At 62.5% G+C, this 14,431-nt stretch carries 17 protein-coding genes and 1 pseudogene; 5 read left to right on the forward strand and 13 right to left on the reverse strand.

The window, feature by feature from the left end:
• The first annotated feature begins 69 nt into the window (after window positions 1–69).
• Window positions 70–954 carry a DUF3800 domain-containing protein gene (locus FJ039_02480; protein MBM4405033.1) on the forward strand — a complete coding sequence of 295 codons (885 nt, stop codon included), beginning with the start codon at window positions 70–72 and terminating at the stop codon, window positions 952–954.
• A 150-nt stretch (window positions 955–1,104) separates the two neighbouring features.
• Here the strand turns inward: FJ039_02480 and FJ039_02485 are convergent, their stop codons facing one another.
• The 6 genes from FJ039_02485 to FJ039_02510 form a co-directional block, all read right to left on the reverse strand.
• Window positions 1,105–2,070 (reverse strand): IS1595 family transposase, encoded by a 966-nt coding sequence (locus FJ039_02485; protein ID MBM4405034.1) that lies wholly within the window; start codon window positions 2,068–2,070, stop codon window positions 1,105–1,107.
• A gap of 377 nt (window positions 2,071–2,447) precedes the next feature.
• Entirely contained in the window at window positions 2,448–3,407 is a 960-nt protein-coding gene (locus FJ039_02490; protein ID MBM4405035.1) for a DUF1385 domain-containing protein, read from the reverse strand.
• A 4-nt stretch (window positions 3,408–3,411) separates the two neighbouring features.
• A complete protein-coding gene (gene rpmE, locus FJ039_02495) occupies window positions 3,412–3,612 on the reverse strand; it encodes a 50S ribosomal protein L31 (protein MBM4405036.1) in 201 nt (66 codons plus the stop codon).
• Window positions 3,609–3,881 (reverse strand): 50S ribosomal protein L27, encoded by a 273-nt coding sequence (locus FJ039_02500; GenBank protein MBM4405037.1) that lies wholly within the window; start codon window positions 3,879–3,881, stop codon window positions 3,609–3,611. The genes rpmE and FJ039_02500 overlap by 4 nt, the downstream gene beginning before the upstream one ends.
• A 3-nt stretch (window positions 3,882–3,884) precedes the next feature.
• Window positions 3,885–4,247, reverse strand: a complete 363-nt coding sequence (rplU, locus tag FJ039_02505) for a 50S ribosomal protein L21 (protein MBM4405038.1) — start codon at window positions 4,245–4,247, stop codon at window positions 3,885–3,887.
• Between the two features lie 144 nt (window positions 4,248–4,391).
• Window positions 4,392–4,685, reverse strand: coding sequence for a hypothetical protein (locus FJ039_02510; protein MBM4405039.1), 294 nt, complete (start codon window positions 4,683–4,685; stop codon window positions 4,392–4,394).
• Between the two features lie 43 nt (window positions 4,686–4,728).
• Here FJ039_02510 and FJ039_02515 point away from each other — a divergent pair, with 43 nt between their 5' ends.
• A complete protein-coding gene (locus FJ039_02515; protein MBM4405040.1) occupies window positions 4,729–5,340 on the forward strand; it encodes an HD domain-containing protein in 612 nt (203 codons plus the stop codon).
• A 6-nt stretch (window positions 5,341–5,346) separates the two neighbouring features.
• Here FJ039_02515 and FJ039_02520 read toward each other — a convergent pair whose 3' ends face one another.
• From FJ039_02520 to FJ039_02550, 7 genes are all read right to left on the reverse strand, one after another.
• A complete protein-coding gene (locus FJ039_02520) occupies window positions 5,347–5,862 on the reverse strand; it encodes a hypothetical protein (GenBank protein MBM4405041.1) in 516 nt (171 codons plus the stop codon).
• 79 nt (window positions 5,863–5,941) lie between these two features.
• Window positions 5,942–6,784 carry an alpha/beta hydrolase gene (locus FJ039_02525; GenBank protein MBM4405042.1) on the reverse strand — a complete coding sequence of 281 codons (843 nt, stop codon included), beginning with the start codon at window positions 6,782–6,784 and terminating at the stop codon, window positions 5,942–5,944.
• Between the two features lie 8 nt (window positions 6,785–6,792).
• The gene (locus tag FJ039_02530; GenBank protein ID MBM4405043.1) at window positions 6,793–7,824 is read right to left on the reverse strand and encodes a sulfite oxidase; all 1,032 of its coding nucleotides are present in this window, start codon (window positions 7,822–7,824) and stop codon (window positions 6,793–6,795) included.
• A 100-nt stretch (window positions 7,825–7,924) separates the two neighbouring features.
• Window positions 7,925–9,151: an LLM class flavin-dependent oxidoreductase gene (locus FJ039_02535; protein ID MBM4405044.1), complete on the reverse strand. Its 1,227-nt coding sequence runs from the start codon at window positions 9,149–9,151 to the stop codon at window positions 7,925–7,927.
• Window positions 9,152–9,254: 103 nt separating this feature from the next.
• Window positions 9,255–10,481 carry an LLM class flavin-dependent oxidoreductase gene (locus FJ039_02540; protein ID MBM4405045.1) on the reverse strand — a complete coding sequence of 409 codons (1,227 nt, stop codon included), beginning with the start codon at window positions 10,479–10,481 and terminating at the stop codon, window positions 9,255–9,257.
• A gap of 29 nt (window positions 10,482–10,510) precedes the next feature.
• Window positions 10,511–11,296 carry an alpha/beta hydrolase gene (locus tag FJ039_02545; protein MBM4405046.1) on the reverse strand — a complete coding sequence of 262 codons (786 nt, stop codon included), beginning with the start codon at window positions 11,294–11,296 and terminating at the stop codon, window positions 10,511–10,513.
• A gap of 9 nt (window positions 11,297–11,305) precedes the next feature.
• On the reverse strand, window positions 11,306–12,667 hold the full coding sequence (locus FJ039_02550) for an LLM class flavin-dependent oxidoreductase (GenBank protein ID MBM4405047.1): 1,362 nt from the start codon (window positions 12,665–12,667) through the stop codon (window positions 11,306–11,308).
• Here FJ039_02550 and FJ039_02555 point away from each other — a divergent pair.
• From FJ039_02555 to FJ039_02565, 3 genes and pseudogenes are all read left to right on the forward strand, one after another.
• Window positions 12,648–13,127, forward strand: a complete 480-nt coding sequence (locus tag FJ039_02555) for a hypothetical protein (protein ID MBM4405048.1) — start codon at window positions 12,648–12,650, stop codon at window positions 13,125–13,127. The two genes, FJ039_02550 and FJ039_02555, sit on opposite strands and share 20 nt — an antisense overlap.
• Window position 13,128: 1 nt before the next feature.
• Window positions 13,129–13,416: pseudogene (locus FJ039_02560) on the forward strand (TfoX/Sxy family protein).
• Between the two features lie 16 nt (window positions 13,417–13,432).
• Window positions 13,433–14,404, forward strand: coding sequence for an SDR family oxidoreductase (locus FJ039_02565; protein ID MBM4405049.1), 972 nt, complete (start codon window positions 13,433–13,435; stop codon window positions 14,402–14,404).
• Window positions 14,405–14,431: the final 27 nt, after the last annotated feature.

Raw genomic sequence — 14,431 nt, forward strand, 5'->3', positions numbered from 1 at the left:
TGCCTCAGTAAGCCAGCATGCAATAGTATTGCCTCGTCCTAGCCTGGAACCAGTCCATATGATCGAGGGTTGCACCTCACAGCGATGCTAACGTTGGATGCATATGCAGATGAGAGCGGTGTTGAGGAAGCACCGGACTACTGCCTGATTGCAGGCTACATCGGTGCGCCGTCTACCTGGGAGTCCTTCAACCGACGCTGGATGGTTGCGCTTGACGGTGTGCCTGAGTTTCACGCAAAAGAGTTCTTCCCCCGCCGACGGGCGTTGAGTACTCGGAGTCCGTACCACGGCTGGAGTATTGAGAAGCGAGTCGCCTTTATCAGAAGGCTTGTGGGTGTCATCAAAAACCATGCACTCTTACCTGTCGGTTCTGCTGTCGAAGTTGCTCCGTTTAGAGAGTTATCGCAAGAAGAGAGACGCATCTTCATAGGAGCAATCATCCGACAAATCACAGTGCACTTGAATCGGGTCGGAGGGCCTACTAGTCGCCAATTCACAGCCAGGTCAGAGTTCACACTCAAAGGAACGGGCTCTCCGCAGCGCCCCTATTTTGTGGCGTTTCGGAGCTTCTTAGAAGATACAATGCGCCACATCGCCTCGGGGACCAAGCTCAATATAACCTTGGATAGGAATAGGTCGCTTGAAGCTTACGCCGTTGATTTATTCAATCAGCTTGCAAAGGCGTGGGGCGACGCAGACCCACAGAAACGCCTAGGGCTGTTTGGGTATGCGGACTCATCCGAGCCTCCACTACAGGCGGCTGACTTGTATGCCTACATATGGACGCGGCGGCTTCATTCTCGAAGTATTACTCAGGAAATGCTAGAGACGGCCCCGGTCTTTGATGGATCAACAATATCGGTTGTACGCCGAACCGACTTTGTGGAAATGCTGAAAAGCATGCGCGCTGGGCTGTCCGAGTTCAATGAAGTACCACTAAGGACGCCTTTGTGACCGCCTTGCCTTCTGGAGCCTTTCACGTTTGTCCGCCTCGGCCTTTGGCGTCGAGACGATTTTCTTGGTCATCTGCTCGAATCTTTCAAACGGCGTTTGCTCCCCTTTGCGGGGAGTCTCTTGCTTCTCCATCGTTTACCCCTTCCTTGCTTACGCAGGCGTCGTATTGGGGAGCGGCGAGGGTGCGCCGGTCAATTGTGCATAGGTCAGTCGCTTGCCTGCGATCCGTCCGGCTACTTGTCGGGATCTGCCGCCGTCCTTGTCTCCGCGAGTGTTGTACCGAAACACCTCTTCGTCGAGGTATCTGAACAGATGGAACGGCTCGACGCTTACATATGTGCCTCGGATAGCCCTCTTCAGGAGGCTCCAGAAGTTTTCAACGCCATTGGTGTGGACATGCCCCTTCACATACGCCTCGGCATGGTTGATGATGTTGTGGACATATTCGGTATTGATGCCCTTATAGCCTGTCCAGTCATCGGTGATGACCTCGGAGCCGGGTTCGATGTGGTGGCGCACCATCGGCTGAAGAGTCTGCCGCTTCACGTCGGCAATCATCTTGGCCTTGACTGTGCTGTATCCATCCTTGCCATGCCGAGCCAAGAGGCCCATCACCGCAACCTTACCCACCATGCCAGTCGCGCCCTTGATGACCTTCTCTCTACGGCTCTTGTGCATGAATCGGGCCTGCCCGCCGATGAAAGTCTCGTCCACTTCAACTCTGCCTCCGAATATCCCGGTGTCACCCTCCATAGCCAAGCGGATGCGATGGAGCATGAACCAGGCGGTCTTTTGAGTCACGCCAAGGCTACGGGCGATCTCATAGCTGGAGACGCCATTCTTGGCGTTGGCAATCATCCAGATAGCGGCAAGCCATTTATCAAGCCCAATGGGGCTGTCCTCAAAGATGGTCCCGACTTTGACCGAGAATTGCCGCTTGGCATGCTTAGTCTTGCACTCCCAGAGACGGCGAGTCGAAATGAAGCGCACGTCTTTACTCTGGCAAGAAGGGCACGTGACGCCATCAGGCCAGCGCAGCTTGACCATGTAGTCCAAGCAGGTGTCAGGGTCAGAAAAGTGCCGGATCGCTTCAAGAAGAGTCTTAGGTGTTGCCATCGCCGTCTCCTGTTTTCCTCTGTACAACAGAAGTCTAGCAGGGAAAGGCTGCTGAGTCAAGTATATTATTGCCCTAAGAAGGAGCGTAGCTCATCAGAATGAGCACATGCCACCTGAATGGCTCTCCCGGCCGATGTGATGAATCACATCTGGGAGAGGGTAAGAGCGCAGTGGCGCGCTCCATGGGGAGGGCTGGCCTCTCCGATATATCGGAGCCCTGCGGGAAGGCCAGCCCCTACGGGAGCAGAGGGTGGGTTGCAAGGACAACTAGGGGGATTGATTTAGGTTGCGCCGCAACCTAGGGCGCACGCCCTGCGCCCCTACAGGAGACGGAGGAATCGGGTTGCGTGGCAACCTGGGGCGGATGGCCTGTGCCCTTACGCAGAAGGCGATTTGGCGTCTGCGGCGAGGGCGGCCTGCATGGCGGCGACGGCGACTTCGATCTGCTGATCGTCGGGCTTTTGGGTGGTGAGCTTCTGCATGAGCAGGCCGGGGTAGGTGAGGACCTTGCCGATGGTGCTGTCTATGTGAGCGGCGTTGAAGCGGATGATCTCATAGCTGACGGCGGCGATGACGGGGATGAGGACGATGCGCGAGACGACGAGGAGCCAGAGATCGGGGCGGCCGAGGAAGGCGAAGAGGATGATGGCGACGACCATGACGGTGAGGAGGAAGGCGGTGCCGCAGCGGGGGTGCTCTTTCTTGTATCTCCTGATGTTCTGGGTCTCGAGGGGCTCGTTGTGCTCATGGCAGGCGATGGTCATGTGCTCCGCGCCGTGGTACATGAAGAGCCGCTTCATGTCTTTCATGCGGCCCATGAGCCAGATGTAGGCGATGAAGATGGCGAAGCGAATGACGCCTTCGAAGACGTTGGCGGCTATGTCGTTCTCGATAATGGAGTCGAAGGCTCTGCTGATGAAGAGGGGGATGATGAAGAAGATGCCGATGGCGAGGAGGAGGGAGACGGTGAGCATGGCGCCGGAGGCGAAGCCGGAGAGTTTGACCTCTTCCTTGGCGTCTTCCTCTTCGAGGGCGGCCTCAGCCGAGAACATGATGGCCTTGAGGCCGAGGGAGAGGGTCTCCGCGAGGACGATGGCGCCGCGGACGAAGGGGATCTTGCGCCAGCCGCCGGTGAAGAGCTTGGGCAGCGGCTCGATGAGCTGCTTGAGCATGCCGTTGGGCCTGCGGACGGCGACGGTGACGTGGGTGCGGCCGCGGATCATGACGCCTTCGATGACGGCTTGGCCGCCGTAGTTGAACTTGGGCTGTTTGGCGGTCTCGGCGGCGGAACAAAAAAAGCCCCCGATCTGCCGGGGGCTTTTTCGATGCTGAGGCATCTGCTTATTTGAGGCCGTAGCGCTTCTTGAAGCGGTCAACGCGGCCTTCGGTATCGAGGATGCGCTGCTCACCGGTGAAGAAGGGGTGGCACTTGGAGCAGACCTCGACCTTGAGGAGCGAGGTTGTGGAGCGGGTGAGCCACTTGTGGCCGCAGGCGCACTGCACCTGGGCGGCTACGTATCTGGGATGGATGTCTGCTTTCACTTTGCTGCTCCCTGTCCCGCGGGCATGACGTTGGCGCGCTTGCGGAACTTGGTGGCGCGGTCGAACTTGACGAGGCCGTCCACGCGGGCGAAGAGGCTGTGGTCCCTGGCGAGGCCGACGTTGAGGCCGGGCTGGATGGCGGTGCCGCGCTGGCGGACGATGATGCTGCCTGCGGTGACGGGCTGGCCATCGAAGACCTTGACGCCGAGGCGCTGACCGGGGCTATTGCGACCGTTGGCGCTGGTGCCGCCGCCCTTTTTTTGTGCCATAGCTTACTTCCCCTTGGCCTTTGCCGCGGCCTTGAGGCTCGCGCCGCCGACTTCGATGCTTTCGATGGCGAGGCGGGCGAAGGGCTGGCGGTGGCCGACCTTGCGGCGATAGCGGACCTTGCGCTTCATCTTGTAGACGAGGACCTTATCGCCTTTTCCGTGGCTTTCAATCTTGGCGACGACCTTCGCGCCGGAGACATAGGGCTTGCCGACGGTGATATCGCCGTTGTTGCTCACCAGGAGAACCTGGTCGAGGTTGACCTTGTCACCCGGCTCCTTGTCGGCGATGAGCTCGACGTTGAGGGTATCGCCGGGGGAGACGCGGTACTGCTTATTTCCAGAACGAACGATGGCATAGGTAAACATAGGGGGCCTCACACAAACAAAAATTATAGCTTTTTGGCCCTAGAGGTGTCAATTCCAACAGAAGTGGAAGGGGAGGTCCAGGGAGCAGGGCTTGGAGGAAGGCAGATGGGAGGGAGGGTTCCCTCCCATCTGCCTGTCAGCGGCTTAGGGCTTGAGCTCGTAGGTGTAGGTGACGGTGATGGTTGAGGCAGAGAGGATGGTGCCACCGGGGCCATCCAGGAGGCCTCCCTCCGCGTCGCGCAGGGAGGCGGAGCAGGCGGCGGTGACGGCAAGGACGACGCAGAAGAATATCAGGGCATAGCCGCCATCTTCGCCGGCGAGGCCGATGGCGGATGGAAGGAACCACCCGCCGACGCTCGCAACGGTTACCGCCAGCCAGATGCAGGCGAGCCTGCTCTGGGGTTGCGAGCCATAGGCACCTCGCTTCCTATAAGGCATTTATCAGAATAGCCGGGCCTTGTGAAGGCGATGTGAAGGCGGGATGGCGTATGATTTGGGGATGGAGACAACGCAGGAGACGAAGGCGCGAATCACGAAAGAGGTAGCGGCGCTGCCGGAGGGCGTGAGGCGGCACATCGAAGAGGTGCGGCAGTGGTGCGTGACGCTGGCGAGGGCGCATCAAATTGATCCTGCGAAGGCGGAGCTTGCCGCGCTGGCGCACGATATCTGCCGCACGGTGAAGGCCCCGGAGCTTCTGGCGAAGGCGCGGGGGTACGGCGTCCCGGTTACGAGGCTGGACGAGGCCTTCCCCGTCTTTCTGCACGGGCCGATCGGAGCCTGGGTGCTGAAGCAGAAGTACGGCGTGGGTGACGAAGAGGTCTTGAACGCCATAGCCTGTCACACGATGGGCCGCGCCGGAATGACGGCGATGGACAAGGCGCTTTTCCTGGCGGACAAGCTCGACCCCTCGAAGGTCTCTCGGTATCCGTTCATCGCAGAAGTGGCGCGGCTGGCGAAGGAAGACCTGGATGCGGCGATGGTCTGCTTCTTAGACCACCAGGTGAAGGCGTTCCTGGAACAGGGAGACCTGGTACACCCAGGAATGATCGAAGCGCGGAACGAGGCCTTGCTTACAAAAAGAAGGCAACAGTAGGGCGAGTCAGAGGGCGAGGACGAAGCGGAGGGCGAAGCCGGGGAAGACGAACATCAGGGCGCGCGAAAAGGATATCTGCATGGTGAGAGTGAGGGCGTTGCTCATGGTGACGACGAGCCAGATGACGACCATCAAGGCAATGAGCGCACCGACCAGCGGGATGCCTGCGAAGACGAGGGCGACGGCGGGGGCGGCGGAGTAGGCGATAACGGTACGGAGCTGCCCTGCGGTGACCTGGCGTCCGCTAGCGCTGTTGGAGACCCGGCTGAAGACGTAGGCCAGGCCGCCCTGGACGAGCCAGAGTACCGGCATGAAGACTAGGGCGTAGAAGACGGCGTCGCTGTACGTTCCGCTCTTGAAGATGTTGCCTGCGGCGAAGCTGCCGAGGAAGCCCACCACCGAAGCGAAAGTGGCGAGGATGACGATGGTGACGGCCTGCGCACCGCTATAGGGGTCCTGCAGGATCTCGTTATAGATGTTTTTGTCGAGCTTGATGACACGCCACATCCGCTTGAAGAGCATGTGGTTACCTCCGGGAAGAGCAATTGTACGGCTTGGGGCGTGGTGAGTTCAAACGGTAATGGAGCGTCCGCTCGCCGACCTACTTCAGCTTTGCGGTGAAGGCCAGGACGGTTGGGGCGACGCGCTCCCAGAGGGACATGACGCCGCCGGGGACGACGCCTGTGATCTTGGCAGTGAACTCTTCTCGCGACCAGGCCGGAGGCGCGGCCGTGACGTTGGGACATGCTCTGGCGATGGCGTCCGAGGCGGAGGCGGGATGGATATCGTCGTTGCCTGCGAAGACGAGGGTGGGCGCGAGGACGGTGGCAAGCTCCTGGTGGGTGATGCCGATGACGGGGCAATCGTGGCGATGGTAGAAGAAGGTGTTCCACCGATGTATGACGCCGATGAAGTCGGCGGGGTTCACCGCCAGGAGGCGCGCGCGATTGCCGGAGTTCATGGCGATGCGCTCGGCGAAGAAGGGTGTCTTGGCGACGGCCTCCATGCCGCCGGCCTCGGCGGCCTTGATGAAGGGGACGTGGTAGTCATAGCCCAGGACCTGGCATGCGTAGGGGCCGCCGGAGACGGACCACAAGGCGAGTGCGCGAACGACCTCCGGGTGGCGGAGAGCCGTCACCAGGGAGAGTCGCGCGCCGGCGGAGCCGCCGGTGACGACGGCAGGAGCAAGGTCCAGGGCACGGAGGAGATAGGCAAGGTCGTCGGCCCAGATTTCCTGCTCGGAGGGCGATGCGCCGAACCAGAGGTCGGACTTGCCGCAGTTGCGGCGATCCCAGATGAGGACGCGATGCCGTGCGGCGAGCCTTTGGGCAAGGGGACGGACGAAGTCCATGCCGCCGCGGCCGCCGGGCGTGAGGACGAGGGACGGCCCGGTGCCGAGGAGCTCATAGTGGATGGCGCAGCCGTTGATGGCGATGGCAGGCATGGCGGCGGTTATACCGCAACGATATCCACGCGCTGGGCGGCAGTCTTGCCTGCGCCTTCGGCAGTCATCGGCTGGACGGCGCCTTGCAGGTCAGCGGCGCGAACGTAGATGGCGTGTCTCCCGGGAGAGGCGGGCCATTCGAAGCTCCAAGAGCGCCAGCCGAAGGGCGAGCCATCGCGATGCTCAAGCCGCACAGGATGCCAGGTGGCGCCGGCGTCTACGCTGACTTCGGCGCTCCTGAGGCCGAAGCGGCCGCCCCAGGCGCGGCCCGCGAGGACGACAGGCCCGGCCTTGACGCGATAGGCGCCGCTCGCCTCATCGAACGGGCCTGGGGGAATCATCAAGGCGCGCGCCGGTTGGTAGGTATCGGGGACGAACCAGCCGCCGTACTTCGCCTTTTCATCGGCAGGCTCGCCGACGGCCTCGATGCGCTCGAGCCAGCGGACGCTGTACATGCCGAACCAGCCGGGAACGACCAAGCGCAAGGGGTACCCGTGATCTTCAGGCAGAGGTTCGCCGTCCATGCCGTAGGCCAGGAGCATATCGTCGCGCATGGCGTCGGCAACCGCGAGGCTGCTGTAGTAGGGCTGGTTCTTGCCATCGCGGATGCGAAGATCAAAGCCGGTGAAGACGATCTCGACGGCGCGCCTGTCCACGCCGGCTTCGCGCAAGAGGCCGCCGAGCGGCCTGCCCGTCCACTGGGCGTTGCCGACCATGCCGAGCCGTCGCGGCTTGTCCTTCGTCTGCCGCCCGTTGCCGACACACTCCAGCGTGACAGTCATGGTGACCTTCGGGCGGGACATGAGTTCGCGCAAGGAGAGGCTGAGAGGCCTTTTCACCAGGCCCGCGACGGTGAGCCGCCACGCGGCAGCATCGAAGTCTTTCGGCAAATCGGAGTGGCGAAGGAGGAAATGTGTATCGCTCGGCGTGATCTCATCGCGCAAGCCCTCCAGCGCGAGGTCGCGATCGGGCTTGGCATAGTAGGTCGCAGGCGTCGAGGAGGACTTGTGCTCCATGAGCGGCATTATACGGTGGGACAAGAGCGCATGGGCGACCCGAGGCACACGGGATGAGCGACAAGAGACGAACCAGCGCGGGCGACCTTGCAAGGTCGCCCCGCCATCGCTGAAAGCGAACGGACTAGACGGAGGCCATGGCGGGCTTGAGCTGTTCCTTGGGCGTGTAGGCCAGGCTCACGGGCGTGTTTGCCTCGAAGGGGCTGTTGAGGCCCAACTCTTTGCCGATCTGCCGAAGGGCGGGCATGACCTCTTGCCCCAGGAGCTTGATGCAGTTCATGGAGTCTTTGTGGCTGACGCCGCCATCGTTGGCCCAGAGGGCGAGGATGGAGGGGCGTGTCTGCTCCATGATGATGCGGAGCTTCTTGACGACCTGGTCGGGCGTGCCGGCGATGATCTGCAGGGTCTCGAGCTGCTGCTCGTAGGGCGGCGCGGCGGGACGCTTGGCGCCGAGGCGCTGTTTGCGTGTGGAGGGCGAGCCGTAGCCGGAGGGCATGGTCCAGTAGGGATGCGATTTCCCCAGGAACTCGCCCTGCATCCACATGAACTGCCTGCCGCCATCGTGGGCCTTGGCCTCAGTGTCCTGGACGTGGCAGCGGATAAGGTAGCCGCGCTGCTCCGGGCCTGCGGTGTAGCCGACGCGCGCCGCGGCATCATCGTAAATTTTCCAGAGGGCCTTGGTGGCTTCCAGGGTGGTGTTGAGGGCGATGTACGGATAGCGATGCTCGGCGGACCAGACGACGGTCTCCGTGCTGAAGATGCCGGGGACCCAGATACGCGGATGCGGCCTTTGGTAGGGCATCACCCACTGATTGACGACGCGCATCTGGTAGTGGTTGCCCTCCCAGCGCCAGGGGCCGGGCTGTGTCCAAGACTTGACGAGGAGGTCGTGGGCCTCTTCAAAGCGCTCGCGGTTGTAGGCGGGATTGGCGTTGGTGGCGAGCTGCTCACCGCCGGAGCCGCGGACGATGCCTGAGACAAGGCGGCCTTTGGAGATGAGGTCTATCATGCCGAGCTCTTCGGCGAGGCGGATGGGATTATCGGAGAGCGGCAGGGGATTTCCCAGGAGGACGAGCTTCACGCGCTTGGTCATGGCGGCCAGGATAGCGGCGTAGATGTTGATCTTGGCCTGCATACAATAGGGGGCGTTGTGGTGCTCATTGAGCATGATGCCGTCCACGCCCATCTGCTCGGCGTAGAGGTACTCTTCCACTCGCTCGTTGTAGAGGCGGCTGGCCTCTTGCGGGTCGAAGTGTTTGTTGGAGAAGAGGACGGTGGAATAGCCGAACTTTTCGGCCTCTTCCCTGGCGTAGGTGCCGTAGGGCTGCTCGGTGAAGTACATCAGATGCATAGCGCGCTCACCAGTCCTTCGCAGAATGGCATATCAGGGCCACGGGCGATTATACGCCGATTCATCATCGCGTCATCACGACAGAAGCGGATGCCGAGCGATGCTAGGCAGACACCCCGGCAGGCTTGAGCTGCTCCTTGGGCGTGAAGGCCAGGCTCACGGGCGTGTTCGACTCGAAGGGGCTGTTGAGGCCCAGCTCCTTGCCGATCTGCCGGAGGGCGGGCATGACCTCTTGTCCCAGGAGGCGGATGCAGTTCATGGAATCCTTGTGGTTGACGCCGCCATCGTTGGCCCAGAGGGCGAGGATGGAGGGTCGCGCCTGCTCCAAGAGCATGCGGAGCTTTTTGACCACCTGGTCTGGCGTGCCGGCGATGATCTGGAGGGTTTCGAGCTGTTTTTCATAGGGCGGCGCTTGGGGGCGCTGCATGCTGAGGCGCTGGCGGCGCGAGGAGGGGGAGCTATAGCCGGAGGGCGCGGCCCAGTAGGGATGGGCGAGGCCGAGGAATTCGCCCTGCATCCACATGAACTGGCGGCCGCCTTCGTGGGCCTTGGCCTCCGTGTCCTGGACGTGGCAGCGGATGAGGTAGCCGCGCTGCTCCGGGCCCGCCGTGTAGCCGACGCGGGCCGCAGCATCATCGTAGACTTTCCAGATGGCCTTGGTGGCCTCCAGCGTGGTGTTGAGCGCGATATAGGGATAGCGATGCTCGGCGGACCAGACGACGGTCTCCATGCTGGCGATGCCGGGGATCCAGATGCGCGGATGGGGCTTCTGCATGGGGACGACCCACTGATTGACGACGCGCATCTGGTAGTGGTTGCCCTCCCAGCGCCAGGGACCGGGAACGGTCCAGGCCTTCACGAGCAGGTCGTGGGCCTCCTCAAAGCGCTCGCGGTTATAGGCGGGATTGGCGTTGGTGGCGACCTGCTCCATGCCAGCGCCGCGCACAAATCCGGAGACGAGGCGGCCCTTGGAGATGAGGTCTATCATGCCGATCTCTTCAGCGAGGCGGACAGGATTATCCGAGACTGGAAGCGGGTTGCCCAGGAGGACGAGCTTCACGCGCTTGGTCATAGCGGCCAGGATGGAGGCGTACATGTTGATCTTGGCCTGCATGCAGAAGGGCGCGTTGTGGTGCTCGTTCAGCATGATGCCGTCCACGCCGACTTCTTCCGCGTAGAGGTACTCTTCCAGGCGCTCGTTATAGAGGCGGCTGGCCTCTTTCGGATCGAAATGGCGGTTGGAGAAGAGCGTTGAGGAGTAGCCGAACTTGCGCGCCTCCGCCTCCGGATAGGCATTCATGGGCTGTTCCGTGAAGTACATCAGATGCATGGCACACCCTCCCTGTTCGCCGCGTCCGTTTAGACCAGGAATTCGCTGACGAGCTTGGCCAGCTCTTTGGGCTTTTCGTACTCAACGCAGTGGCCCGCGCCCGCGATGGTCTCCAGGCGAGCGCCGGGAATGCCCTGCTGATATTGCTTGGCGCAGGCGGCGGGAACGATCTTGTCTTCCTTGCCCCAGACGAGCAGGGTAGGCGTCTTCACCCCGGGGAGCAGGTGCGGGAGCGATTGATCGAACATGTAGGGCTTCCAGGCGACGCGGGTGGTCATCTCGCGGTTGATCTCCCAGATCTCGAGCTGGTCAACGGTGGGCTGGCTGCCCCACTGCTGGTTCGCCTTAGTCGTAACGTGGAAGCTCGCCTGGATGTATTCCAGGGGGCTGACGAGGAACTGGTCATAAATCTCGCCCTCCTTGGGCTGGACGCCCATGGGAGCGACGAGGGCCATCTTGCGGAAGAGCTTGTGGTCCATGGTGGCCATCTCCGCAGCGATCCACCCGCCGAAGCCGAGGCCGAGGACGTCAACGCCGGTGAGCTTCAACTCGCTCAAGAGCCAGATGTGCAGGGCGGCGAGATCGCGGACGGTGCGCGCCCATTGCGGGACTTCCGAACCGTCAAAGCCGGGATGCGAGGGCAGGTAGACGGTATGCTTGGCCGCCAGCTCCTCTATGAACGGCACCCAGCCGGGGCTGCCGAAATCCCGGTGCAGGACGAGGAGGGGATTGCCCTTGCCGCCCTTGACCAGGTTCACCTTGAGGGCGCCCAGCTGTACCGTCTCTTTCTTCGTCGCCGCTGTCACAGTCGTCATGTCTCTCTCCTATCCGCCCACCTTGGGTCCGGGCCCGTAGGGGGCAGGCAGCGCGTTGGCCGCCGAATCTTTGAGCATCTGTTGCCAGGAACGCTTGAGTCCGCGGTTCGTGCGATTGATCTCCGGCATCACATACTTGGCGAAGAGCTCCAGGCACTTGCGCCAGTTCTCCCGGCTGGTCCATTCCGTGGCGACGATGAGGAAGCCGCCGAAGCCGCCGGAGCGCTGCTGGGCGTCCTCCATCCAGCGTATGCAGTCGTCGGGATCGCCGATGACCCAGCCGCGCTTGGCCAGGGCCTGATCGAAGGTGATCTCCTCGGCGGGCTGGCCGACGAAGGCTTCATAACCGGGCTTGACGCCCAGGTGGAAGAAGTAGTCGCGCAGCTCGCGCATGGCGCCTTCGGCCACATCGTCGTAGGCCTTCTTCTTCGTCTCGGCGATGTAGAGGTACTGGGCGATGCGCCAGTCTTCGCGACGGACGGTTTTGCGGTGGAGCCTGGCGTGCTGCTCCAGGGATTCCCACTGCTTGCGCAGCTGATCGGGAGAGGCGGGACTCTGGAAGGCGGCCGAGAGCATGAACAGGCCGTGTTGGCCCGTGACTTCGATGCTGTGGGGGCGGCCGGTGCTCGCCACGGCGATGGGCATGTGCGGCCGCTGGAAGGGCTTCACCTGGATCTCGCGATCCTTGTAGCTCCAGAACTGTCCTTCGTAGGAAATCGGGCCATCGGCATGGTAGAGCTTGAGGATGATATCGAGGGCCTCATCCATGCGGGGACGCAGCTTCTCATAGGGGATATCGAACATCTTGACGTCCGTGGGCTGGACGCCGGGGCCGACGCCGAAGAGGATGCGCCCCATGGTGAGCTGATCGAGGAAGGCCATGCGCTCGGCGACTTCGAAGGGGTCATGAAAGGCGAGGCTGACGACGCCGGTGCCGAGCTTGATGCGCTTGGTGCGCTCGGCGGCTGCGGCGATGAAGAGGTCGGGCGCGGGGATGGGCTCCCAGCCGCCGCTGTGGTGCTCGCCGACCCAGACTTCATCGAAGCCCAGGGACTCGACGTACTGGACGAACTCCAGGTCATGCTGATAGCCCAGGGCCGGGTTCTCTTCCGGGCGGCGGCAAGGCATCAGAAAGAAGCCGAACTTCATCCGCTGCGAACCTTTCTGCCTTAGGGAAGCGCGCGGCCCGTGATTGCCTCTTTCGGGCCGCCTCACCTGCGGGGGTAGAATAGCCCCGCAACTACGGAGTGTCAAACCGGAAATGGGTAGCGCGGAGCGCAGGCCGCGCCCTCGGGTTTGACGCCCTATCACGACCTCCCTATACTCGGCGCACTTTGCGGTGGAGGCGAGGATGCCGACAACGGAACACATGGCCCCGAAGCGGATCAAGCCCAAGGCGCTGGGCGACTACCTGGAGGTGATGAGCAAGGCGGTCTTCCAGACGGGCATCTCCTGGCAGGTGGTGGAGAAGAAGTGGCCAGGGACGCGCGAGGCGTTCAAGGGCTTTGACGCGGTGAAGGTCTCCACGCTGGGGCCGACCCAGGTGGACGCCCTGAGCAACGATACGCAGCTCATCCGCAACCGGAGGAAGATCGAGGCGATCATCGGGAACCCCCAGGCGATGGTGGCTCTGGAGCAAAAGCACGGCAACTTTCAAAAATACCTGCGCTCCCACGGAAGCTTCGATGCGACGGTGAAGGACCTGCGGAAGCAGTTCAAGTTCCTGGGCGATGCGGGCGCCTATTACTTCTTATACGTCGTGGGCGAGAAGGTGCCGGAGTACAGCGAGTGGTGCAAAGCGCACGGCATGAAGCCGCCGAAGGGGATGTAGCGTGGCCTACAACGCGAAGCTGGCGGAACGGATCGGGAAGGCGCTGGCGGGACGGCGCGATGTGACGATGAAGGAGATGTTCGGCGGCGTGGCCTTCATGGTGCAGGGGAAGATGGCGGTGGGCGTCATCAAGGACGACCTGCTGCTGCGCCTGGACCCGAAGGACGCGGAGGCGGCGCTACAGCAGCCACATATCAGGCCTATGGACTTTACCGGCAGGCCGATGAAGGGAAACGTCTACGTGGCGCCGCCGGGCTACAAGAGCGACGCGGCGCTGAAGAAGTGGGTGGCGACATCGGCCACGCATGCCGAGGGGCTGGCGAAGAAGAAATACGAAAGAGGAGGCGCGTATGCCTGCACATCTGAAGGGCAAGGTGGCGGTGGTGACGGGCGGCGGGCGAGGCATCGGCAAGGCGGTGGCGCTGGAGCTTGCGCGCCAGGGGGCAAAGGTCGTCGTCACGGACATCGGCGCGGAGCTGGACGGCACGGGCCGCTCCAAAGAGTTCGCCGACGGCGTGGTGAAGGAGATCAAGAAGAGCAGGGGCGAGGCCATCGCCGACTATTCGGACGTCTCCGATTACGCGCAGGCCAAACGGCCCATAGACCTGGCGGTGATGACGTATGGGCGCTTGGATATCCTGGTCAACAGCGTCGGCAATGCGCGCCCCAAGCTGCTGCTCGATTGCTCGCAGGAAGACCTGGACATCCTGATTGACGTGATGCTGAAAGGGAAGCTCTACACGACCCGCCATGCGGCCGCCGTGATGGCGAAGCAGCAAACGGGAAGCATCGTGAACATCGCTTCGAACATCGGGCTCATCCGCATGACGCGCCGGGTGGCCTACGGCGCGGCACAGGTGGGCATCATCGGCTTCTCGAACGTGGCCGCGGTGGAGCTTGGGCCGCTGGGCATGACGGTGAACACGATCTGCCCGGGAGCGACGGAATCGCGGCTCATCCGAGAGGCGATGCGGCTGGCGAAGCTGGAGCTGAACAACCCCATCATCGCGCCGACGGAGCGGGGCACGGCCTTCCTGACGCCGAACCCGGCGGAGGACTGCGCCACCTTCGCCGCCTACCTCTGCACGGATGCGGCCAAGAGCATCAACGGCCAGGTCTTCTACGTGGCCGGGCCGCACATCAGCCGGGCGGAGCACTGGTCGCTCTCCAAGAACATCTACAAGAACGGCCACTGGACGATGGAGGAGCTGATCGAGGCGATGCCGAAGACGGTGCTGCAGGGTGTGCCGAATCCCGCGCCGCCGCTGAAGGTATAGGGCGCGTGCCCCGCGCCCTACGAGTCC

It is taken from the genome of Chloroflexota bacterium (assembly GCA_016875535.1).
Taxonomy (GTDB): Bacteria; Chloroflexota; Dehalococcoidia; order SHYB01; family SHYB01; genus VGPF01.

Excerpts from the sequence above, each read along its gene's own strand:
- FJ039_02485 (MBM4405034.1), bottom strand. The coding sequence starts at position 2,070 with ATGGCAACACCTAAGACTCTTCTTGAAGCGATCCGGCACTTTTCTGAC.
- FJ039_02490 (MBM4405035.1), bottom strand. The coding sequence starts at position 3,407 with ATGCCTCAGCATCGAAAAAGCCCCCGGCAGATCGGGGGCTTTTTTTGT.
- FJ039_02500 (MBM4405037.1), bottom strand. The coding sequence starts at position 3,881 with ATGGCACAAAAAAAGGGCGGCGGCACCAGCGCCAACGGTCGCAATAGC.
- rplU (MBM4405038.1), bottom strand. The coding sequence starts at position 4,247 with ATGTTTACCTATGCCATCGTTCGTTCTGGAAATAAGCAGTACCGCGTC.
- FJ039_02510 (MBM4405039.1), bottom strand. The coding sequence starts at position 4,685 with ATGCCTTATAGGAAGCGAGGTGCCTATGGCTCGCAACCCCAGAGCAGG.
- FJ039_02515 (MBM4405040.1), top strand. The coding sequence starts at position 4,729 with ATGGCGTATGATTTGGGGATGGAGACAACGCAGGAGACGAAGGCGCGA.
- FJ039_02520 (MBM4405041.1), bottom strand. The coding sequence starts at position 5,862 with ATGCTCTTCAAGCGGATGTGGCGTGTCATCAAGCTCGACAAAAACATC.
- FJ039_02525 (MBM4405042.1), bottom strand. The coding sequence starts at position 6,784 with ATGCCTGCCATCGCCATCAACGGCTGCGCCATCCACTATGAGCTCCTC.
- FJ039_02535 (MBM4405044.1), bottom strand. The coding sequence starts at position 9,151 with ATGCATCTGATGTACTTCACCGAGCAGCCCTACGGCACCTACGCCAGG.
- FJ039_02540 (MBM4405045.1), bottom strand. The coding sequence starts at position 10,481 with ATGCATCTGATGTACTTCACGGAACAGCCCATGAATGCCTATCCGGAG.
- FJ039_02545 (MBM4405046.1), bottom strand. The coding sequence starts at position 11,296 with ATGACGACTGTGACAGCGGCGACGAAGAAAGAGACGGTACAGCTGGGC.
- FJ039_02555 (MBM4405048.1), top strand. The coding sequence starts at position 12,648 with ATGCCGACAACGGAACACATGGCCCCGAAGCGGATCAAGCCCAAGGCG.
- FJ039_02550 (MBM4405047.1), bottom strand. The coding sequence starts at position 12,667 with ATGTGTTCCGTTGTCGGCATCCTCGCCTCCACCGCAAAGTGCGCCGAG.
- FJ039_02565 (MBM4405049.1), top strand. The coding sequence starts at position 13,433 with ATGCCGAGGGGCTGGCGAAGAAGAAATACGAAAGAGGAGGCGCGTATG.